This is a genomic window from Yoonia sp. R2-816 (assembly GCF_046762905.1).
In the GTDB taxonomy this organism is placed as follows: Bacteria; Pseudomonadota; Alphaproteobacteria; order Rhodobacterales; family Rhodobacteraceae; genus Yoonia.
In genome coordinates this window covers 194,436-214,031 of the sequence record NZ_JBKQXN010000185.1, presented here as the reverse complement: position 1 = coordinate 214,031, position 19,596 = coordinate 194,436, and the positions used below count along the sequence as shown (strand labels likewise).

The 19,596-nt window shown below is 59.8% G+C and carries 20 protein-coding genes; 8 read left to right on the top strand and 12 right to left on the bottom strand.

The annotated features are described in order from the left end of the window. The first annotated feature begins 99 nt into the window (after positions 1–99). Positions 100–813: a DNA helicase gene (locus tag ACFWW2_RS10505; RefSeq protein WP_393927978.1), complete on the top strand. Its 714-nt coding sequence runs from the start codon at positions 100–102 to the stop codon at positions 811–813. Here the strand turns inward: ACFWW2_RS10505 and ACFWW2_RS10500 are convergent. The 6 genes from ACFWW2_RS10500 to ACFWW2_RS10475 are packed head-to-tail and all read right to left on the bottom strand — an operon-like array spanning position 791 to position 6,515. Beyond that, a complete protein-coding gene (locus ACFWW2_RS10500; RefSeq protein ID WP_393927977.1) occupies positions 791–1,951 on the bottom strand; it encodes a trans-sulfuration enzyme family protein in 1,161 nt (386 codons plus the stop codon). The two genes, ACFWW2_RS10505 and ACFWW2_RS10500, sit on opposite strands and share 23 nt — an antisense overlap. A 9-nt stretch (positions 1,952–1,960) precedes the next feature. After that, a complete protein-coding gene (locus ACFWW2_RS10495; protein WP_393927976.1) occupies positions 1,961–2,467 on the bottom strand; it encodes a hypothetical protein in 507 nt (168 codons plus the stop codon). Continuing rightward, a complete protein-coding gene (locus ACFWW2_RS10490; protein ID WP_393928161.1) occupies positions 2,464–3,705 on the bottom strand; it encodes a bifunctional folylpolyglutamate synthase/dihydrofolate synthase in 1,242 nt (413 codons plus the stop codon). The genes ACFWW2_RS10495 and ACFWW2_RS10490 overlap by 4 nt, the downstream gene beginning before the upstream one ends. Before the next feature lie 29 nt (positions 3,706–3,734). Continuing rightward, complete coding sequence (accD, locus tag ACFWW2_RS10485) at positions 3,735–4,676, bottom strand: acetyl-CoA carboxylase, carboxyltransferase subunit beta (protein WP_393927975.1); 942 nt, start codon at positions 4,674–4,676, stop codon at positions 3,735–3,737. Positions 4,677–4,732: 56 nt separating this feature from the next. Beyond that, positions 4,733–5,593 (bottom strand): CPBP family intramembrane glutamic endopeptidase, encoded by an 861-nt coding sequence (locus ACFWW2_RS10480; protein WP_393927974.1) that lies wholly within the window; start codon positions 5,591–5,593, stop codon positions 4,733–4,735. A 16-nt stretch (positions 5,594–5,609) separates the two neighbouring features. Beyond that, positions 5,610–6,515 (bottom strand): type II CAAX prenyl endopeptidase Rce1 family protein, encoded by a 906-nt coding sequence (locus ACFWW2_RS10475; RefSeq protein WP_393927973.1) that lies wholly within the window; start codon positions 6,513–6,515, stop codon positions 5,610–5,612. A 108-nt stretch (positions 6,516–6,623) separates the two neighbouring features. Between ACFWW2_RS10475 and ilvD the strand changes: the two genes are divergently transcribed. The 5 genes from ilvD to ACFWW2_RS10450 all read left to right on the top strand — a co-directional run bounded on the left by ilvD (position 6,624) and on the right by ACFWW2_RS10450 (position 10,825). Then, complete coding sequence (gene ilvD / locus ACFWW2_RS10470) at positions 6,624–8,357, top strand: dihydroxy-acid dehydratase (RefSeq protein ID WP_393927972.1); 1,734 nt, start codon at positions 6,624–6,626, stop codon at positions 8,355–8,357. A 2-nt stretch (positions 8,358–8,359) separates the two neighbouring features. Further along, positions 8,360–8,971, top strand: coding sequence for a dihydroxy-acid dehydratase (locus tag ACFWW2_RS10465; RefSeq protein WP_393927971.1), 612 nt, complete (start codon positions 8,360–8,362; stop codon positions 8,969–8,971). Positions 8,972–9,037: 66 nt separating this feature from the next. Further along, positions 9,038–9,811, top strand: coding sequence for a DUF6478 family protein (locus ACFWW2_RS10460; RefSeq protein WP_393927970.1), 774 nt, complete (start codon positions 9,038–9,040; stop codon positions 9,809–9,811). A gap of 21 nt (positions 9,812–9,832) precedes the next feature. Beyond that, entirely contained in the window at positions 9,833–10,198 is a 366-nt protein-coding gene (locus ACFWW2_RS10455) for a hypothetical protein (RefSeq protein WP_393927969.1), read from the top strand. Between the two features lie 135 nt (positions 10,199–10,333). Further along, positions 10,334–10,825 carry a fasciclin domain-containing protein gene (locus tag ACFWW2_RS10450; protein WP_393927968.1) on the top strand — a complete coding sequence of 164 codons (492 nt, stop codon included), beginning with the start codon at positions 10,334–10,336 and terminating at the stop codon, positions 10,823–10,825. Positions 10,826–10,925: 100 nt separating this feature from the next. Here ACFWW2_RS10450 and ACFWW2_RS10445 read toward each other — a convergent pair whose 3' ends face one another. Both ACFWW2_RS10445 and ACFWW2_RS10440 read right to left on the bottom strand, forming a co-directional pair. Next, on the bottom strand, positions 10,926–11,786 hold the full coding sequence (locus tag ACFWW2_RS10445) for a YdiY family protein (protein WP_393927967.1): 861 nt from the start codon (positions 11,784–11,786) through the stop codon (positions 10,926–10,928). 129 nt (positions 11,787–11,915) lie between these two features. Continuing rightward, a complete protein-coding gene (locus ACFWW2_RS10440) occupies positions 11,916–12,848 on the bottom strand; it encodes a LysR family transcriptional regulator (protein WP_393927966.1) in 933 nt (310 codons plus the stop codon). Between the two features lie 139 nt (positions 12,849–12,987). Between ACFWW2_RS10440 and ACFWW2_RS10435 the strand changes: the two genes are divergently transcribed. Then, complete coding sequence (locus ACFWW2_RS10435; protein WP_393927965.1) at positions 12,988–13,197, top strand: hypothetical protein; 210 nt, start codon at positions 12,988–12,990, stop codon at positions 13,195–13,197. A 116-nt stretch (positions 13,198–13,313) separates the two neighbouring features. On the opposite strand, the gene ACFWW2_RS10430 is transcribed toward ACFWW2_RS10435, so the two are convergent. The 4 genes from ACFWW2_RS10430 to ACFWW2_RS10415 all read right to left on the bottom strand — a co-directional run bounded on the left by ACFWW2_RS10430 (position 13,314) and on the right by ACFWW2_RS10415 (position 17,162). After that, positions 13,314–14,510 (bottom strand): MFS transporter, encoded by a 1,197-nt coding sequence (locus tag ACFWW2_RS10430; RefSeq protein WP_393927964.1) that lies wholly within the window; start codon positions 14,508–14,510, stop codon positions 13,314–13,316. Between the two features lie 49 nt (positions 14,511–14,559). Continuing rightward, the gene (locus tag ACFWW2_RS10425; protein WP_393927963.1) at positions 14,560–15,402 is read right to left on the bottom strand and encodes a sugar phosphate isomerase/epimerase family protein; all 843 of its coding nucleotides are present in this window, start codon (positions 15,400–15,402) and stop codon (positions 14,560–14,562) included. Positions 15,403–15,464: 62 nt separating this feature from the next. Next, positions 15,465–16,118, bottom strand: a complete 654-nt coding sequence (locus tag ACFWW2_RS10420; RefSeq protein ID WP_393927962.1) for a DUF998 domain-containing protein — start codon at positions 16,116–16,118, stop codon at positions 15,465–15,467. 60 nt (positions 16,119–16,178) lie between these two features. Next, a complete protein-coding gene (locus tag ACFWW2_RS10415) occupies positions 16,179–17,162 on the bottom strand; it encodes a fatty acid desaturase (RefSeq protein WP_393927961.1) in 984 nt (327 codons plus the stop codon). Positions 17,163–17,462: 300 nt separating this feature from the next. Between ACFWW2_RS10415 and ACFWW2_RS10410 the strand changes: the two genes are divergently transcribed. Continuing rightward, positions 17,463–19,487 (top strand): FAD-dependent oxidoreductase, encoded by a 2,025-nt coding sequence (locus tag ACFWW2_RS10410; RefSeq protein ID WP_393927960.1) that lies wholly within the window; start codon positions 17,463–17,465, stop codon positions 19,485–19,487. Positions 19,488–19,596 lie beyond the last annotated feature (109 nt).

Genomic DNA, 19,596 nt, shown 5'->3' with positions numbered 1-19,596 from the left:
CAGCACGCAACCTGCAGGATCAGTTTCATCGCATCAGCCTTTCGGGCATCGCACATAAGAAGGGATTGTGATCGAACGCCCGTGATGGAAGGTTCTGACATGAAGCTCTCTGCCCCGATCCCCGTTCTCAAACGCCGCGCCAAGGCACGTGCTCGCGATATCGGCATTCCCCACAATCAGGCGCTTGATCAGATCGCCCGCCAGGAAGGTTTCCAAAGCTGGAGCCTGCTTTCCGCCCGCGCAGGCCAGCTCTCTGCCGGTCTGTTCGGTCAATTGGTGGCGGGCGACTTTGTTCTGCTTGGCGCCCGACCGGGGCAGGGTAAAACCCTGCTGGGTCTGCGCACATTGCTTGATGCTATCGCAACCGGGCAGCGCGGCTATTTCTTCACCTTGGAATATACATCAGCGCAAGTTCTCGAACGTATCAGACAGATCGGTGCAAACCCGGCGCAAGTCGGGCCGCAGTTTATTCTGGATACATCCGACAGCATCAACGCGACCCAAATTGTTTCTCACACAAAAGGAGCGCCAGCCGGGTCCTGCATCGTGATTGATTACCTGCAACTTCTGGACCAGCAACGCGAAAACCCACCATTGGCCGATCAGGTCACCACCCTGCGCGATCATGCGCAGACGCAGAGCCTGATTATTATCATGATTTCGCAGATCGACCGGTCCTATGACTTATCGACAAAGACCGTTCCGGATATCAGTGACGTGCGCCTCCCCAATCCGATTGATATGGGGCTATTCACAAAAGCCTGCTTTCTGCACGAGGGCGAGTTTGTGATCAGCTCGCATTCGCCCGGCTGAGCGCCTGTTCCAGATCATAGATCAGATCATCTGCATCCTCGATCCCGATGGACAGACGCAACAGGCGCGGATGCACGGGGAATCCCTCGCCTGATACCGTCTTGCGATGTTCGATCAGGCTTTCCACCCCGCCCAGCGATGTGGCGGGGTAAAACACTTCGCAATACCGGCAGACATCAATGGCGGTCTGTTCCGATCCCTTCACAATAATCGACATCATCCCACCAAACTGTCCGTCGGTCTGTTTCTTGGCCACAGCATGGCCCGGGTCGGAGGGCAGGCCGGGGTAAAGCACAGCCTCGATCTGTGGATGCCCGTCGAAATGGGTCGCGACAGCCATCGCATTTTTGCAGGCCTTCTCGACCCGCAGAAACAGTGTCCGCATCCCCCGGATCAGCAGCCAGGCGTCAAAGGATTGTAGCACCGTGCCGTGCAGCTTGCGGATCAGCGCAATCTCATCCCAGAAATCACCTGTCTCGCGCACAGACAGGACCCCGGCGGTCACATCCGAATGCCCGCCCAGATATTTGGTGGCGGAATGAAACGAGAAATCCGCCCCGAAATCCAAGGCGCGGGTCATGCAGGGGGGTGTGCCCGTACAATCTGTCATCAGCTTGGCGCCAGCGGCATGGGCAATCTCGGCAGCGGCGGCAATATCCGTCACTTCCCAATTGGGGTTGTTTGGGGTCTCGACCCAAACCAACGCGGTCTCACCCGGGCGGACAGCGGCGGCCAGTTCATCCAGATTGCCGGCGGTATAGTCGCTCAGGCTGATGCGCCCCTTGGCGGCGGCACTTTGCAGCTGGGCCAGCACCCCGTGATACATCACCTTGGGCGCCACCACATGGGCCCCGGTCGGCAGATGGTCGATCACCGCCGTACAGGCCGACATGCCCGATGAAAACAGCAGCGACTCCTTTGCCCCTTCCAGTTCTGCAATCACAGCCTCCGCCTGTGCGGTCGTCTGGCTGCCATCACGGCGATACCAATAGGGCCTGCGCACCGCGTAGTCTTCATCGCGCGCGTAGGTCGCCGCAGGCTGGATCGCCGGGGTCACCGCACCAGTGCCATCCTCAACAAAATGCAGCGCCTGCGCGATGCGGGTATGCAGCGATAGTTTGCGGTTACTGTCTGGCATCAGATGTTCCTAACTGACGGGGGCGTAGACCCGGCACAGCGGATCAACGGGGATCGGGCTGACCAGAAACGGGGTTTCGGGGGGCATCCCGCTTTCCTCGATCCAGACGCCGTTCAGGCAGAAATCCTGCGCAAAATTCCCCAGATTGAAACCAAAGCCCGGATTCCCGCAGTCATCGGCATTGCCGTTGGCGTTCCACGCCTGACTGACGCCGAGACCAATTTCGCCTGGGGTCATGAACGCGTTGCGGGCCGGGTTGAAAAACAAGGTCCAGCTGTCATTGGCATCGCGTGTCGCCATATCCCATTTTCCGAGCAAGGTCCCCTCTTGATAGCCCGCGATCTTGAACCGGGTGACATCCGCCTCTGTCACGACAGGCTTGTTCAGCGCGCTGGGCTCAATCGTCATTTGACCGGTCATGGTGTAGTCATTGGCCCCCTTCCAGCAAAAATAAAAATCCGCCGCCTGCGCGTTGGTGGCAAAAAGGGCCAGTGCCGTCGTCAATCCGCGTATCATGTCGTGTTCTCTCGCATCACATGCCCTGCAAGATACAGCGATCCGCAGATCAGAATACGGGCATTTGGCGACTTTTTGGTGATTGCCGTGATGGCATCCCGCACCGATGAGGCCGTGGTCGCCGCCAAGCCAACGCTTGCCGCGACCTCTGCCGTCTTGTCAGCCGGGATCGTATTCGCCTCACCGGGGATGGATACCGCGTGCAGGCTGTCGGCCACCGCGGCCAGCGGGGCCATATACCCCGCGATATCCTTGGTGTTCAGCATACCGCAGATCAGATGGGTCGGGCGTTTCGGTTGCTCCTTCAGGGTCGCGGCCAGCGCGTGGCCCGCCGCCGGGTTGTGGCCACCATCCAGCCACAGCTCTGCTGGGGCAGCCAGATCGACCAGCACGCCCTTGGTCAGCCGCTCCATCCGGGCGGGCCAATAGGCACGGGTGACGGCGGCCTCGCATGCCACCTCGTCCTGCCCCAAGGCGCGCAGGGCGGCAATGGCAGCACCTGCATTCATGATCTGATGGGGGCCGGGCAGGTTCGGCAATGGTAGGTCCAGCAATCCACGCTCGTCCTGATAGGCCAATCGCCCGCGCTCGGTCGTGACATGCCAATGCTGCCCATAGGCCAGCAGCGGCGCACCCAATCGCGCCGCCTGCTCTTCGATCACCTCAAGCGCTGCATCATGCTGCGGACCAACAACGCAAGGCACCTCGCGCTTGATGATCCCCGCCTTTTCACCGGCAATTTCTGGCAGGGTCTCACCCAGATATTGCTGGTGGTCCAGATCAACAGGCGTGATCACCGTCAAGGCTGGCTTGGCCACTACATTGGTTGCGTCCAACCGGCCCCCCAATCCGACCTCAAGCAGCGTGTAATCCGCCGTTGTCTCGGCAAAGGCCAGCAAGCCTGCCACCGTGGTGATTTCGAAATAGGTGATCGGTTCGCCGCCATTGGCGGCATAACAGCGATCCAGCACCTCGGTCAGGGCGTCTTCGGAAATAAATTCACCCGCCAGTCGGATACGCTCGTGAAACCGCGCCAGATGGGGGGAGGTATATGCATGCACCCTGGCACCAGACTGTTCCAGCCCGGCGCGGATCATCGCCTGTGTCGATCCCTTGCCGTTGGTGCCAGCGATATGAATGACGGGCGGTAGCCGGTCCTGCGGATTGCCAACAGCCGCCAACAGCCGCCACACCCGATCCAGCACCAGATCCATGACCTTGGGATGCAAGGCCACCATCCGTTCAAGAATAACGTCCGATTGTGCGGTCACTTGGCCTTTTCCGGCGGCAGCGGGTCTTCCAATTGCAAGGTCGCCTCCGATGTAATCTCGGGCGGCGGCAAATCGCCTTTCACAGGGGCATCCTGCTTCATCAGCAAACGAACGATCGTCACCAACTCGTCCTTGAGATTGGTGCGCTTGGTCACCCGGTCCAGCATCCCGTGATCCAGCAGGTATTCAGCGCGCTGGAACCCTTCAGGCAGCTTTTCACCAATGGTCTGTTCGATCACGCGGGCACCGGCAAAACCGATCAGGGCATTGGGTTCGGCAATCTGCACGTCACCCAGCATGGCATAGGATGCGGTCACACCGCCCGTCGTCGGATGAGTCAGCACCACCACATAAGGCAGACCCGCCTCTTTCAGCATTTGCACGGCAATGGTCGTGCGCGGCATCTGCATCAGGCCCAGAATACCCTCCTGCATGCGGGCGCCACCGGCGGCGGAAAACAGGATCAACGGACGCTTCAGCTTAATCGCCCGCTCGGCTGCGGCCACAATGGCGTTGCCCACATACATCGACATTGACCCGCCCATAAAGGAAAAATCCTGCACGGCGACGACCACAGGTGTACGACCCATCTCGCCTTCGGCGACCAGCATGGCATCTTTTTCGCCTGTCTTGCGGCGGGCCTCCTTAATCCGGTCGGTATAGCGTTTCTGATCCCGGAAATGCAGCGGATCAACTACCGGCTCAGGCACCTCAACCTCAACAAAAACGCCGCCATCAAAGATCGACCGCAGCCGGTCGCGGGCGCCAATGGCCATGTGGTGATCGCAATTGGTGCAGACGTTCAGATTGTCGGCCAGTTCGCGGTGAAACAGCATTGTGCCGCAGGCGTCACACTTGGTCCACAGGTTCTCGGGCACTTCGCGGCGCGAAAACAGGGAGTTGATCGTGGGGCGAACGTAGTTGGTGATCCAGTTCATGGGGCGGCCTTTTGCGTTAACGGGTTTGAGATATGCCGCGACGGGCGCAATTGCAATCAGGGACGCAAGCGGTGGCGCAGTATCCGCCAACAGACAACCGAGGCCAGAAAATCCAGAACAAACAGGAAAACCGGCGTATCCGCCGCCGCATAAGGGGCCACGGCCCAGGCAAAATCCGACATCGCATCCTGCGGGCTGACGAAAGCAAACAGGATCATGTTATTGGCAAAATGCCAGCCGCAGGCAGCCCCCAGATTGCCGGTCACACGCACCAGATCAGCCCACATCAGCGCATAGACAAAGATGATCGCAATCACCGGCCATGTCAGCGCACCCATCGTGGCGGGATCATAGTGCAGCAGCGCAAATGCCGCCTGCGGAACCAGCAGCCAGACCCAGGGCGACTGAAAACGGGCGGCCATCTGCTGCATCAGATAGCCGCGAAACACGAACTCTTCGGCACTTGTCTGGATCAAGGTCAGCACGATCACCAAAGGCAGCAGGATCAACACACTGCCAAGGCTGCGCTGAAACACGGCATCAAACGGCACGGACCAGATCACCAATAGAACCGCCTGCACGGCGAAAACAACAATCACCGCCACGCCAAAATGGCGCAAGGCCGGGCGCAGCGGGCCAATAACCGTGCCGAAACTGCGGCCATGCAGCCATTTGACGGCGGCCCAGACACCCAGCGTGGCACCACTGAACGTGGCCAGCAGAAACCCCAGCGACGCTGCCCCGCTTTCAGGGTCAAACTCGTCCAGAAAGCTCAGCGTTCCAAGCGCGGCCGCCACAACGCCTATGTAAACCGCCGCGATCAGCACGAAACCCACGATAATACGCCACACCGCAGGCTTACGCCGCGCAGGGGCGATAAACTGCTCGAAAGGCTCTGCAAAGACGGTCTGGCGCATGCTCTTTCCTTCGGCCTTAGCGACGCAACGCGATCCGGGCGGCAAGCCACATGATCAGCACCGTCAAAAATATCATGATGAGGGTGCAGACAACCCAGATTACCGCAAATTCGGCAATAAACGCGCTGACTTCCTCAGGATCACGATATTCGAACAAGACCAGTGCAAAGCCCGAATGTGGCCGGTTCTGAATCCCGAAGAGCATGATTGCAAAAAAGTTCGTCGTCAGATGCAGACCAATGGCCGCACCAAGCGTGCCGGTGCGGGCGGTCAGGTCTGCGCAGACGACGCCCAGCAATGTGGCCCAGACAACATAGACGAACCCTTCCAATGGGGTATTGCCGTTCCAGTAATGCCAGATACCAAACAAAAGCGACGGGATGCCCATCCACACCCAGCGGTTCATTGATAGGCAGGCCAATTGCTGCTGCAGATAACCCCGAAACACCATCTCTTCCGTGGTGACCTGGATCAGCAGTGCAATCAGGGCGAATGGCAGCAAAAGAAACCAGCTGATCAGGGGCCGTATTTCCACGATCATGCCTGCGCCGCCCCATGGCACCACGATCTGTACCACAAACAGGATGGCGATCAGGGCGACCACGACGCGGCGCAGGTCAAACCACGCGGCATCGGTCGGACCGATCAGGGACCAGAATCCGCGCCCATGCATCCGCCGCAGCGTCCACAGAAAGGCGAACGCCGGGACGGCGAACATGGCGAACTGCAACCATGTGCCAAACGCAGTGCGCCCTTCTTCAAACGCGATCTGCCCGGACAGCGGCAGCACAGCCATGATCAGGGCTGGCGTGACCAGAAAGGCGCCGACAAAGACGGCACTGACCAGAATGACATACCGCAGATCGGTCACGCTGGCTGCGGGGCGGGCAAATTGGGTCAGGGGGCCGTAAGGGTCAGACATGACGGCCAACATGGCCCCCCGATGCCACACAGGCAACCACAGTTCCACCTTGCGTCACGAGGGGGCACTATTTAGACCCGTTTCCAACAGTTTCCGGGAGAAGATCAGATGCTCAAAGGCAAGGCCGACAAAACAAATCTACCCAGCCGCCACGTGACCCAGGGGCCCGCGCGCGCGCCGCACCGGTCCTATTACTACGCCATGGGTCTGGATGAAGAGGACATCGCCCAGCCATTTATCGGCGTCGCCACCTGCTGGAATGAGGCCGCACCTTGTAACATCTCGCTCAACCGTCAGGCGCAGGCGGTCAAACTGGGGGTCAAGGCCGCCAGCGGCACGCCGCGCGAATTCACCACCATCACCGTCACCGACGGCATCGCCATGGGGCATGAAGGGATGCGCTCCTCGCTCGCCTCGCGCGACGCGATTGCGGACACCGTTGAACTGACCATGCGCGGCCATTGCTACGACGCTATCGTGGGCCTTGCGGGCTGCGACAAATCCCTGCCGGGCATGATGATGGCCATGGTCCGTCTGAACACACCATCGGTTTTCATGTATGGTGGTTCGATCATGCCCGGCCGGTTTGAAGGGCGCGACGTAACCGTCCAAGACGTGTTCGAGGCTGTGGGCCGCCATCAGGCCGGGGCGAATTCGGACGAAGAACTGCGCGCCTTGGAAAAAGTGGCCTGCCCATCTGCGGGGGCGTGCGGTGGCCAGTTTACCGCCAACACCATGGCCTGCGTTTCCGAGGCGATCGGCCTTGCCCTGATGAACTCCGCCGGGGCACCCGCGCCCTACGAAAGCCGCGATCAATACGCTCAGGCCAGCGGTGAGGCGGTCATGAACCTGTTGGAAAAAAACATCCGCGCCCGCGATATTGTCACCCGCAAATCGCTGGAAAACGCCGCCCGCATCGTGGCCTGCACCGGCGGGTCCACCAATGCGGGCCTGCACCTGCCTGCCATCGCGCATGAAGCTGGAATTGATTTCGACCTCTTTGACGTCTGCGACATCTTCCATGACACGCCCTATTTCGTCGATCTGAAACCGGGCGGACAATACGTGGCCAAGGACCTTTATGAGGTCGGCGGCGTGCCTGTCGTGATGAAGGAACTGCGCAAGGCAGGGCTGATCCACGAGGATTGCATGACTGCCTCTGGCCGGACCATGGGCGAAGAGCTTGACCTGATCGAAGGCGAGGCGGACGGCAAGGTCATCTACCCTGCCGCCAACCCGATCACCAAAACCGGCGGTGTTGTGGGCCTTAAGGGCAACCTCGCCCCCGAAGGTGCCATCGTGAAAGTGGCGGGCATGTCCGAGGAAGAACAGGTCTTCACCGGTCCCGCCCGGGTATTTGAATGCGAAGAAGACGCGTTCGAGGCGGTCAAGGCACGCGGCTACAAGGAAGGCGAGGTACTGGTCATCCGCAACGAAGGGCCATCCGGCGGGCCGGGGATGCGGGAAATGCTGGCAACCACCGCAGCACTGTCCGGGCAAGGCATGGGCAAGAAAGTCGCGCTGATCACCGACGGGCGGTTCTCCGGGGCGACCCGGGGCTTCTGTGTCGGTCATGTTGGGCCAGAGGCGGCGCATGCCGGACCCATCGGGCTTTTGCAGGATGGCGATGTGATCACCATCAACGCCATCACAGGGGAACTGACCGTCGATCTGACCGACGAAGAACTGAACATCCGCAAGGACAACTGGAAAGGCCCGCGCGAGACGATCTATGCCTCCGGCGCGCTCTGGAAATATGCGCAGCTTGTGGGCGGTGCGCGTCTGGGGGCGGTGACCCATCCCGGCGCCAAGCACGAAAAACACATCTATATGGATCTCTGATCTTGCGGATTTTTGTTTTAGGCGCGCTGGGCGGTCTGGCGATCACCGCCTGCACGCCAACAGTGACACCGGTAAAGTCGCTTTCGCTTGTCGAAGGCGAGATCACGGCAAACGCGCCCGCAGGCTATTGCGTGGACCCATCAGCCAGCAAACCCGCTGACGGGTTTGCGGTGATGTCGTCATGCGCATCGCTCGGGGCGGGGGACAGGGTGCCCGACGTGCTGGGGGTGGCGACGGTTCAGGTCGGCCCACCGGACAGCGGGACCGTGATCGGATCGGAAGAGGCGTTGCTGACATTGCTGCAATCGGATGCAGGGGCGGTTCTTCTCAGCGCTGATGGGAGTCAGGACAAAATAAGGGTGCTGGAAGCGGTGACAGGCGAAAACACGGTGACGGTGCATTTCAGTGATGAGGGTGAACCGCCAATGGCCGGGTTGCAGGGCGAAGAATGGCGCGCCTTCACCGATATTGACGGGCGGCTGGTGACAGTCGCCGTGCGCGGGCTGGCCACCGCACCGCTGCGGGACGGGACCGGGAACTGGCTCCTTAACCTTGTAGTCAACGGGCTGCTTGCAACCGGCGGTGGCGCGCCGGATGAAACATCGACGCTATAGATTGTTTCATTCTTTACAGGTGTTTGACACAATCGGCACCAGATCGGGACGGGACAAAGGACATTCATGGCGTTCAACCCCAATGGGATTATCGGCAGGTTCCTGCATCAGCGCGCCTTGGCGCGGTGGACGGCTGCAGCACGGTCCGCCCCAACCGCTGACATCGCGATACTGCGGACCCACCGCCAGCAAGCGCGGCAGTTGCGGACGCCACTGCAGGAACTGACCTATATCGCTGATACCCGGCTGGCCTTGCCCCGGATCGGATCGAATACATTCGCGCGCCCGGCAGGCACGGACTGGTCCTGGCGGCCGCAATTGTGGCGGGGCGCTTTACCCAAACGAGGGATCGCACCTGCCCTGAACAAATCCAGCCTCGGGCCGGACCTGACGATCTTCCACGATTGTGGAACCAGCGAAATCTCGCTCCGGCAGGTGCGTAATGCGCGGGATCACGACCTTGCGGCCTTCGGGGTCACGCTTGAGGTGTTTCGCTTTGACGGGACTTTCCTGTCGCTTGTTCTTGACCTGCCGACCGGGGTCTGCGCCGGTCTGAAAAAGCAGCACCTGATCCAGCTGGCCGCCACGATAGACCGGGAAAAACCCATCAGGATACTGGCCCGGCTGAACGTCAAAAATGGACCAAACACCGAACAAATCCTGCTCACACTGCCGGATGACGACGCTGAAACAGCCGTCGAATTCGACCTCGCCTATAGCCAGCTCAATGAAAAACGGGCAGAGCGGATGTGGATCGACCTGATGTTCGAAGATCCGCAGATGAATAAGATCACCCTGCGCGATCTGAACGTCTGCAGATATCCCCGCGCCGAGATGTAGGCAGCAAAAAAGGGCTCGCCAATGACCAAAATGACGCTGACCAAAACGCGCCTTTTCGCCGGGGTCTGGGAAGGGGAACTGACCGGGGCAGGGGCGGATCAGCCCGACCTGCAGGTGACCCATCTTGGTGAGACCATCGCCGGGGTCACGCTCACCCATGATGCGGATCAGGACATCTGGCATGTCAGCATTCCGATCCCGGCACGCCTGATCAGTGACGGGGTGCAGACCTTCATCATCGGCGACGCGCAGGGCAATGTGCTCGACAGTTTCATGCTGCTCTCGGGCGAGGCGCTGGCCGAAGATATCCGGGCCGAGGTCGCGCTCTTGCGCAATGAACTGGACATGTTGAAACAGTCATTCCGGCGGCACTGCAACGAAGGCTGACGGGTGCGCCGTTACGTCGCCCGGCCCGCTTCGGATCAAAATATTCCGCCAGATCAATAGATTGTCAGAAGCACAACCATCCTGCCATGCGCCCCGTAACAAACTCGTTAACAGGGACTTGAAAGGATTTTCCCCATGAATCGTCGTTTTGCACTGAAGTCAGTCATTCTTGCCGCAGGTGTCGCCGTTGTCGCCGCCTGTACGCCTATGATGGAAAAAGAACCTGACATCGTCGACATCGCGTCCTCCAACGGTAACTTCAACACGCTGGTCGCCGCCGTTTCCGCCGCTGGTCTGGTTGAGACACTCAAGGGCGATGGCCCCTTCACCGTCTTCGCGCCAACGGATGCTGCCTTTGCGGCATTGCCAGCTGGCACCGTCGACACCCTGCTGCTGCCTGAAAACAAGGATCAGCTGGTCGCGATCCTGACCTATCACGTCGTGCCGGGTGCGGTGACCTCTGACCAACTCGCCGGTCAGCGGCTCAGCGTCGCAACCGTGAACGGGGCGGACGTACACATCGACGGTCGCAATGGCGTAAAAGTCGAAAACGCCAACGTGACCACCGCGGACATCATCGCCTCCAACGGCGTGATCCACGTGATCGACAGCGTCCTGCTGCCGTAATCAACGTATCTTTCACAAAAGCAAAAGGGCGGCCGTTTTCACGGCCACCCCCTTCTTCCCTGATCATGCTCTCAGGTGCTTGGGAACGCTGATCGTATGATCAGTTGAAGTTATAGATCACCGACACGCCCAGCGTGTTCACAGCGTCCGACAGGTCGTCATCGGATTCACTGTTGAAGTTGGTGGTATAGCTGGTGCGCAGCGACAGGGTATCTGTCATTGCCACGTTCAGCGCCAACTCGTTGGTGACGGTGGTCGCAGTTTCCGAATAAATCACGTCGGTGTCATTGGTGACATAGGTCGTCTCGGTCAGGCTGCGGAACACGTTGGACGATACCGAAGCAGCCGCTTCAGAGATATCCTCGGTCTCGCGCGGGTCGCCTTCCATCGATGTCACACGCTTTGCGGCACGGTAGCCGGGGCCAGCCTGAACCGACCACTGCGTATCGGCAGTGTTGTAGATCCGGTAACCCAGACCAGCACCCGCAAAGATGTCCTGCGTGAACTCACCTTCGCTGTCGGCCAGATTGTCATAGGCGGCTTCCAGTTTGCCATAGGCAAAGAAGGTCGCGGTCAGGTCGCGGCGATAATCAAGGCCAGCCAGCAGCGTGTCCTTTGTCTTTTCGCCGTCAACTTCGCCGTAGGCCAGGCTTGCGGTGATATCGAGGCCATTGATGCCGTCAAATGTGCCATAGCGCAGGCCAAGGCCGACATCGGTTGTGTTGTCACCGTCGCTGCTGACGGATGTACCGCGCACAGCCAGCGAACCGTAAGAGCCGATTTCGCGGCCTTCATTGCCGAAACGGCCGATGTCACGCTCGCGATCCTCCTCGATCTGCTCTTCCAGATCTTCGACCGCATCGGCAGATGCATCTTCGTTGTTGAATGTTGTGGTTTGCGCAGCAACGGCTGTCGCGATGAAACCGCTGATAGCGGCGATGATAAAGACGTTCTTTGTCATGGGTCTATCCTTTCCCAAGAAAGTGACCCGCCCTTTAAGGGGAACGGGAGCATCTCTGCTGACCCGCTATCTAGGGACAGATCATCATCAAGGGAAATTCAAAATAATCATGCTTAAAGCGATTATTTATTATGGATCAATTGTCTTGCCCATAACGTCTACCGCTTGATCCTCACTGATATCACGCAGCTTTGCGATCACCGCCTCGCCGTCGGCTTCGGCGGCTCCGGCCACTTTTGCCAATACTTGTGCGGCCCCACTGCGGATAGCGGGGTCAAGGTCCTCGCGCCACACCGCCCAGACCGGATAGGGAAAGCGCGGCGCGTCCGGGACCAGATGCAACTGCCCCGCATCCAGATACCGTTTCACATAGCGGGCGGGCAGATATCCTGCCGCCTGCCGGTTCACGATGAACTCGGCAGCCAACGCTCCCAACGCAAAGGTTAGCCCGGGATTGGTCAGGTCTGGCAGGGCCAGCGCATGGGCGCTCACAAATTCCGGGCCCCAGTCCACGAAGACATAGCGATCATCCAGATCCATCGTCGGGTCAGGCCAGGACGCGACAAGCACCAGTTCCTCCTCCAACACCTCCTCTGCCACCAACCCGGGGCGCAGCTGCGGCATATAAAGCAGGCCGACATGCATGATCCCTTCGATCAGGAACCGGGTCAGCCGATCCGGCATCCCCAGTTCGGCCCGGATATTCAGATCAGGCATATCCGCGCGCAACCCGTCGATCCAGCGAAACCCCAGCCGGGGCCACAGCGAATACTGCGCACCGATGGTCAGGGACCGGGTAAACCCCTCCGGGATCGCCACCTGCTGACGCGCTTCTTCCCAGACCCGGATCATCGACAGGGCATAACGTTCAAACTCGCGGCCCGCATTGGTCAGTTCCGCCCCGGCCTTGGACCGGGTGAACATCGGCTTGCCCAGCACATCCTCCAGCCGTTGGATGCGCAGGGATACGGCAGATTGCGTGACATAAAGCCGTTCAGAGGCCGACACGAACGATCCGGTCGCAGCCACTTCCAGAAAGGTTTTCAACAGGGTGATGTCCATTGGCTTTATCCATGCGCAAATATCGTTTTATATATATTTCTTATTCGTTTTTCTTAACTGATGATAGCGGCTAAATAAGCCTCGGCAGCCGAAAGGACCGGCATGAACGCCAGACACCTTACTAGGGAAGGATAACGAGATGAAAAAATTTGTAGCGCGCAAAGCTGTTTTGGGCCTCGCTGCCATCGCTATGATCGCCCTGAGCGCATGTTCCACAGAAAAGGTCGTCGACAACACCGTTGACGGTACGCTGTTCGTCGGTCGCGCTGCTGTCAAAGGTGTCGTGGGTGCTGGCAAACTGGCCGTGCGTGGTACAGGTGCTGCGATCAATTCGATGACTTCAGAATAAGGATCAGGGCGAATACGCCAGTGATGCAGGCAGACTGTTGTCCCGGTCTTCGCTTGTGTCGCTATAACTGATCCCACTGACCCTGCCCCATGGCAGGGTCCTTTTTCACTATCCAGTCAGTGCCTGTTCATCCGCCAGATCAACGGCACAATCGCCACGATCAGGATGGCACCGAACAAAAACGGTGCGCCGGGCAGATACAGCCCCTCACCGTTCACAAACCGCTCGAACACACCGGTCATCGCAAGCGGGGCAGCGACAGCCGCAACCGATGACAGCGACGCAATCACCCCTTGCACCAATCCCTGCCGATCTTCGCCCACACGATTGGCGGCAAAGGCCGTCATCAGCGGCGGCGCCATGTCGGACAAAGCCGCGATAGGCAGAAAGACCACCACCGCCCACACCGCGCCTGTCCCACCAAATCCGACCATGGCGATCACTGCGGCTACGGTGGCGACTTTCAGCGTCTTGAAATCGCCCAGCCGCCTGGTCAGTTGCGGCAATATACCGGCCTGCACGCCCGCGATCAGCACGCCATAGCCCGACAATGTCAGGCCGATGGTGAACCCGTCCCAGCCAAAGACTTCCCGCCCCCAGAACGCCCAAAGCGTCGGATAGACCATATTGGCGAACTCAAAGACAAAGATGCAGATCAGCGGAATGGCCAGGCCGGGGATCACGAACGCCCGGATGATCGTGCCAAACGGGTTCAGGTCACGCCGCCCGAAAGGGCGGCGGTTTTCCGGCTTCAGCGATTCCGGCAACACGAAAAGCCCAAACGCCACGTTCAGTGCCGACAGGACCGCCGCGATCCAGAACGGTGCCGTGACATGCCAGCCCGACGCCATCCCGCCCATCGCAGGCCCCAGCACAAAGCCGATCCCGAACGCGGCCCCGATCATGCCAAAGGCCGCCCCGCGCTCTTCCGGCTTGGCGATGTCGGCAATATAGGCGGTCGCGGTAATATAGGTGGCCCCCGCCATCCCTGCCACGACCCGGCCCACCAGCAGCACCCAATAGGTCTGGGCCATCGCCATGATCACATAATCAATGGTCAGCGTGACAAGGGCCGCGATCAGGACAGGTTTGCGCCCATAGGCATCCGACAGGCTGCCCACAATCGGCCCGAACAGAAACATCGCCGCGGCATAGGCCGACATCATCACGCCACCCCAGAACGCGCCCTCGGCGGTGCTGGCAGCACCCACGCGATCCATCAGGTCCGGCATGATCGGAAACACGATCCCGATCCCGATGGCGTCGATCATCAGGGTGGCAAGGATGAACAGAAAAGGACCGTTGAGTTTCATGGCGCCACACGACACGCGAAACAGGACCTAGACAAGCCCAAAAGGCTGTTTACCCGTCGCCCCCCAGATCATCCCATATCGCGCGCACCCATCGCATGATCACCTGCGCCTCTTCCCACCGGTTTGACATCTCGCGGCCCTGCGCATCGGTCATGGCATATTCCGGCGGACCAAGCTCGCAGACAAAGATGCAATCGCCCGACGCATTCCGCGCCCGCCAATCGGCCAGCCCCTCGCGCCACCAGCCCTTGAACAAGTCCACCCATTTCTGATGCTGCGGGAAGTCCAACTGCAACTGAATCTGCTGACGGGATGCCACACGCCCCTGAAAGCTGTCGGATCGCTGCAATATCCGGCTCATCAGCCCCATGTCGTGGTCGGACAAGGGAAACCAGAACTCCCGATCGACCACATAATGCGACAGGTCGGCACACATCCGCATCTGCGGAATGCGGTCCAGCAATTGCAGGGTCGTATACAGATCATTGGAGATACAGTTGCGATGCGTCTCAAACTGCACCGGTACACCAATGCGCTCCGCCATCGCGATCCATGTCTCGATCACAGGCACCATATCATCCAGCGCAATCGGCATCACCTGCCCGATCACATCCACAAACGGCGCGCCAAAATCGGCGGCCATATGCAGCGTGTCTTCAAGGCTTTCTATCGTCTTGGGAAAGGCCACTATCAGCGGCGTCAGCCCCTGCGCCTCCATATGCGGACGCACCGCATGGGCGACCGCGACATCGGACGCCCCAAGATCAATCGCCATCCCGTCAAAGCCTGCTCCCGCAACCATTTCGCAGACCTGGTCCAGCGGCAGCTTCACCGCCGTCTGGTCATGCGGCTGCATCGCCCATAGCGAGGTATAAACCTGTAATCGCCGCATGCGCTGCCCCCATGTTAGCCACAGGCACTGTCACGCAGGGCCGCAAGGCACGCAATGCAAAACTAATTCACCTCTGATCTCGCCTGCAAAGCCCGGCGGGTCATCCAGTTGGAAAACGGCACGGTCCACAACAAGGTCGCGGCGATGGCCAGCTTCTCCAGCCCGCCATCAATCCAGTCGGGGGCAAGCTTAAAGGCGGTGGCAAAAACCGCCCATAACAGCGCAGAGATTAGAAACAGACGGGCCATCGACGGTGCCGTGTCGCGAAAGGAATACCACATCAGAATCGGCCCGATCAGGTAAAGCGGACCAAGCAGGAATGTCAGCCGCGTGTGTACGCTCATCCCATCGGTTTCAGCGGTGCGACCAAAGGCATCCCACAAGCCAATCGCGACAATCACCAAGGCCAGCAAGGCAAAACACAGGATACTGGCGGTCCAGCGCTTGGTCCCAGCATGGATATGTGCCGAACCAATCGCTAGCCCCAGCAATGACGCGGCATTAATGAAAAATCCGCTATCCATGATCCAGCGGTGCGGTCCGCGGCCCAGATCGCTGACGGTATCGGCAAGGAAATCATGCTCGGCCACAAGGCTGGCCCAGATCAGCGCGCCGGTCGGGGCAACGCTGCCGATCAGGCCCAAAATCCCGCAAAAGGCCAGCAGCAAGGGCTCGATTCTGGGGGCGGACAGGGCGTCTTCGGTTGATGCAGGCATAGATCAATCCATCGTAGCAGTGCCAGTCATCAACGGCATGTGGCCCGAATGGTTCCCTGTTTACTCCGCCGGTATCCGGCTGACCCGACCACCAGCGCGGGGAATGACCCAGACCTCATCCATCGGATACTGCCTTTCATCCTTGGCCATCAGTTTGCGGATTACCTCGATCTGGAACTCGATCCAGCCCATGCGATGCACCGTGCCCGCCTTCGCCTCGATCCGGTCATTGAGGTCACGCAGTTTCCAGAACGGCACGGCGGGGAAGGTATGATGCGCGGTATGGTATGGCATCTGCCAGCACAGCCAGCGCTGCAGGGCATTGGCACGGGTGGAGCGGGTATTTTCCATGATGTCGCTTTCATGGGACAGCCCCAGATGCTCAATCGTGTTCTGCAATTGATGGATCGGCTTGGTCAGCACCATGGGGATCAGCCAGAATGTCAGCGCAGCCCAGCTTCCCAGCCAGACCGAAATCAGGGCAATCACCCCATACCCCGCCAGATGCAACCGGCTTTCGCGGATCACCTTGGCCTCTTCCTCGGCGCGGATGTAAGGCTCAATGATGATGCCCCTTGCCCGGCGGATGGTGCCCACCACGCGGTTACGCCAATAGGTAACTCCGCTCAGCCACATCAGGTAAGTGGCCAGCGTATAGGGCTCGCGAACCAACTCACCATCCCGCTCCCAGTCCTGCGTATACTGGTGATGGGCGAAATGCATGATCTGGTCGAAATCGCGGGGGAAAAGCTGGATGAACCCGATGATCCGGCCAAGATGCTCATTCAGCCTGCGGGTTTTGAACACCGTCGCATGGGACAATTCATGCTGGGCGGCATAAAGGAAATTCAGCAACACGCCCAATGCCAGCCCGGTCAGCAGCACCCACCACGTCCCGATGGCCAGAGCATGCAGGGCGGCCACGGCCACAATTGCCGCCACATGGCTCGTCATCTGCAACGCGCCGCGCAGATCAGACCGTTCCGACAGGGCGCGCAGCTCCGCCGGTGTCAGCAATTTCCGCCGTGAAAAACTCTGCTCCATGACCCGCAGGGTGGGTGCAAACCCACCATGCGTCAATCCTTAACGCGACATTCACATTTCGACCGTGCGCTGCATTAAACAGGGCAAAAACCGCTAAAGGGTCCGACGCTTTGCCGACGCAAATCCGACGCGATGCCGACAGCTCAAAATCACCAAAAGCCCTTTGTTAACTGGCGAATCACCGGACCACCGCACGCGGCCCGTTGAGCACCCCACCGAACGTTGCATCATGACGCCGCGTTTGGGGGTGACGCGCGCGTTACGCTCGGCCAAACTCGCCTCGAAACGGGAGGCGCATCAATGACCGATTATCCACATCTTCTGGCTCCGCTGGACCTTGGCTTTACCACGCTGAAAAACCGCGTGCTCATGGGCTCCATGCATACCGGGCTTGAGGAGACGAAGGACTGGAACCGCGTCGCTGAATTCTATGCCACCCGCGCCCGTGGCGGGGTCGCCTTGATGGTCACCGGTGGGATGGCCCCCAACCCTGAAGGCGGCGTTTTCCCAGGTGCCGCAGGGCTTTACACCGATGACGACATCGCCAACCACAAGGTTGTGACTGACCGCGTCCACGACGCCGATGGCAAGATCGCGATGCAGATCCTGCATGCGGGCCGCTATGCCTACAGCCCCAAATGCGTTGCCCCGTCCGCCATTAAATCCCCCATCTCACCCTTCCCGCCTCACGAGTTGGACGAGGACGGGATCGAAAAGCAGATCAGCGACATCGTGACCGCCGCAACCCGCGCGCAAGAGGCCGGTTATGACGGGGTCGAGGTGATGGGCTCCGAAGGTTATTTCATCAACCAGTTTCTTGTCACCCACACCAACAAACGCGAGGATCGCTGGGGCGGATCGTATGAGAACCGGATGCGCCTGCCAATCGAGATCGTCCGCCGGGTTCGCGAAGCCGTAGGCCCTGATTTCATTGTGATTTATCGGCTTTCCATGATTGATCTGGTGCCCAACGGATCAACCTGGGAAGAGGTCGTGCAGCTTGCCAAAGCCATCGAAAATGCTGGGGCCACAATCCTCAACACCGGCATCGGCTGGCACGAGGCACGCATCCCCACCATCGCCACATCCGTCCCTCGCCGGGCGTTCACATGGGTCACCAAAAAGCTGATGGGTGAGGTCCAGATCCCCATCATCACCTCCAACCGGATTAACATGCCGGACGTGGCCGAAAACGTGCTGGCCGATGGCTGTGCCGACATGGTCAGCATGGCGCGCCCGTTCCTTGCCGATGCGGATTTTGTGGCGAAGGCGGCAGCCGGAAAGGCTGCGGAAATCGCGCCCTGCATCGCCTGCAACCAGGCCTGTCTGGATCATACCTTCAGTGGCAAACTGTCGTCCTGCCTTGTGAACCCAAGAGCCTGCCACGAAACCGAACTGACCATCGAACCGGCTGAAACCAAAAAGAACATCGCCGTCGTGGGGGCGGGGCCAGCAGGCCTATCCGCCGCCCTGACCGCCGCCGAACGCGGCCATGACGTGACCATCTTCGATAAATCGGAAGAGATTGGCGGCCAGCTGAACATGGCCAAACAGGTCCCGGGGAAAGAGGAATTCTGGGGTCTTGTCGATTATTACCGCACCATGGTCGCCAAGGCCGGGATCACCCTGCAATTGGGTCAGGCGGCGGATGTTGACGTGCTTGCACCCTATGACGAAATCATCATCGCCACCGGCGTCGCCCCACGCGACCCGGCGATCCCCGGGCAGGACGGGCCAAACGTGCTGTCCTATATCGACGTGCTGCGGGGCAAGGCCGAGGTTGGCAAGAACGTTGCGATTGTCGGGGCGGGGGGCATCGGCTTCGACGTGGCCGAATATCTGGTAACCGACGACAGTCCCACCGAAAATCTGGATGAGTGGCTGGAAGAATGGGGTGTCGGCGACCCTGAAAACGTACGCGGCGGCCTGCGCCCTGAAGGCCCGCAGCCAGAGGCGCCGGTCCGGCAGGTCACACTTCTTCAACGCAAGTCTGAAAAGCTCGGCAAACGGCTCGGTAAGACAACTGGCTGGATCCACCGCGCGGGTTTGCAGATGAAAAACGTGCAGATGATCGGCGGCGTGAACTACGAAAAGATCGACGCCAGCGGCCTGCATGTCAGCAGCGGCGAGGGTCGTGATAACCCGCATGTCATCGCGGCGGATACGATTGTCTTATGCGCAGGTCAGGTGCCGGAGCGGTCGCTGGCCGATGCATTAATCGCCGCAGGGCGCGAGGTTCACGTGATCGGCGGTGCCGATGTCGCGGCAGAGCTGGACGCCAAGCGGGCCATTGATCAGGGTACGCGGTTAGCTGCCAGTTTATAGGCAACTTTTTGCCTTTGGTTCATCGGCCGATGAGCTTGTCCTAAGGTCAATCAAACCCCGTGAAATAAGGCACCTTGGCAGCATTGAGGCCGATTTCGTCAAGGGAATC

What these genes read in the sequence shown, in the direction of transcription:
- ACFWW2_RS10505 (WP_393927978.1), top strand. Translation starts at nt 100, where the DNA reads ATGAAGCTCTCTGCCCCGATCCCCGTTCTCAAACGCCGCGCCAAGGCA.
- ACFWW2_RS10500 (WP_393927977.1), bottom strand. Translation starts at nt 1,951, where the DNA reads ATGCCAGACAGTAACCGCAAACTATCGCTGCATACCCGCATCGCGCAG.
- ACFWW2_RS10495 (WP_393927976.1), bottom strand. Translation starts at nt 2,467, where the DNA reads ATGATACGCGGATTGACGACGGCACTGGCCCTTTTTGCCACCAACGCG.
- ACFWW2_RS10490 (WP_393928161.1), bottom strand. Translation starts at nt 3,705, where the DNA reads ATGGTGGCCTTGCATCCCAAGGTCATGGATCTGGTGCTGGATCGGGTG.
- accD (WP_393927975.1), bottom strand. Translation starts at nt 4,676, where the DNA reads ATGAACTGGATCACCAACTACGTTCGCCCCACGATCAACTCCCTGTTT.
- ACFWW2_RS10480 (WP_393927974.1), bottom strand. Translation starts at nt 5,593, where the DNA reads ATGCGCCAGACCGTCTTTGCAGAGCCTTTCGAGCAGTTTATCGCCCCT.
- ACFWW2_RS10475 (WP_393927973.1), bottom strand. Translation starts at nt 6,515, where the DNA reads ATGTCTGACCCTTACGGCCCCCTGACCCAATTTGCCCGCCCCGCAGCC.
- ilvD (WP_393927972.1), top strand. Translation starts at nt 6,624, where the DNA reads ATGCTCAAAGGCAAGGCCGACAAAACAAATCTACCCAGCCGCCACGTG.
- ACFWW2_RS10460 (WP_393927970.1), top strand. Translation starts at nt 9,038, where the DNA reads ATGGCGTTCAACCCCAATGGGATTATCGGCAGGTTCCTGCATCAGCGC.
- ACFWW2_RS10455 (WP_393927969.1), top strand. Translation starts at nt 9,833, where the DNA reads ATGACCAAAATGACGCTGACCAAAACGCGCCTTTTCGCCGGGGTCTGG.
- ACFWW2_RS10450 (WP_393927968.1), top strand. Translation starts at nt 10,334, where the DNA reads ATGAATCGTCGTTTTGCACTGAAGTCAGTCATTCTTGCCGCAGGTGTC.
- ACFWW2_RS10445 (WP_393927967.1), bottom strand. Translation starts at nt 11,786, where the DNA reads ATGACAAAGAACGTCTTTATCATCGCCGCTATCAGCGGTTTCATCGCG.
- ACFWW2_RS10440 (WP_393927966.1), bottom strand. Translation starts at nt 12,848, where the DNA reads ATGGACATCACCCTGTTGAAAACCTTTCTGGAAGTGGCTGCGACCGGA.
- ACFWW2_RS10435 (WP_393927965.1), top strand. Translation starts at nt 12,988, where the DNA reads ATGAAAAAATTTGTAGCGCGCAAAGCTGTTTTGGGCCTCGCTGCCATC.
- ACFWW2_RS10430 (WP_393927964.1), bottom strand. Translation starts at nt 14,510, where the DNA reads ATGAAACTCAACGGTCCTTTTCTGTTCATCCTTGCCACCCTGATGATC.
- ACFWW2_RS10425 (WP_393927963.1), bottom strand. Translation starts at nt 15,402, where the DNA reads ATGCGGCGATTACAGGTTTATACCTCGCTATGGGCGATGCAGCCGCAT.
- ACFWW2_RS10420 (WP_393927962.1), bottom strand. Translation starts at nt 16,118, where the DNA reads ATGCCTGCATCAACCGAAGACGCCCTGTCCGCCCCCAGAATCGAGCCC.
- ACFWW2_RS10415 (WP_393927961.1), bottom strand. Translation starts at nt 17,162, where the DNA reads ATGGAGCAGAGTTTTTCACGGCGGAAATTGCTGACACCGGCGGAGCTG.
- ACFWW2_RS10410 (WP_393927960.1), top strand. Translation starts at nt 17,463, where the DNA reads ATGACCGATTATCCACATCTTCTGGCTCCGCTGGACCTTGGCTTTACC.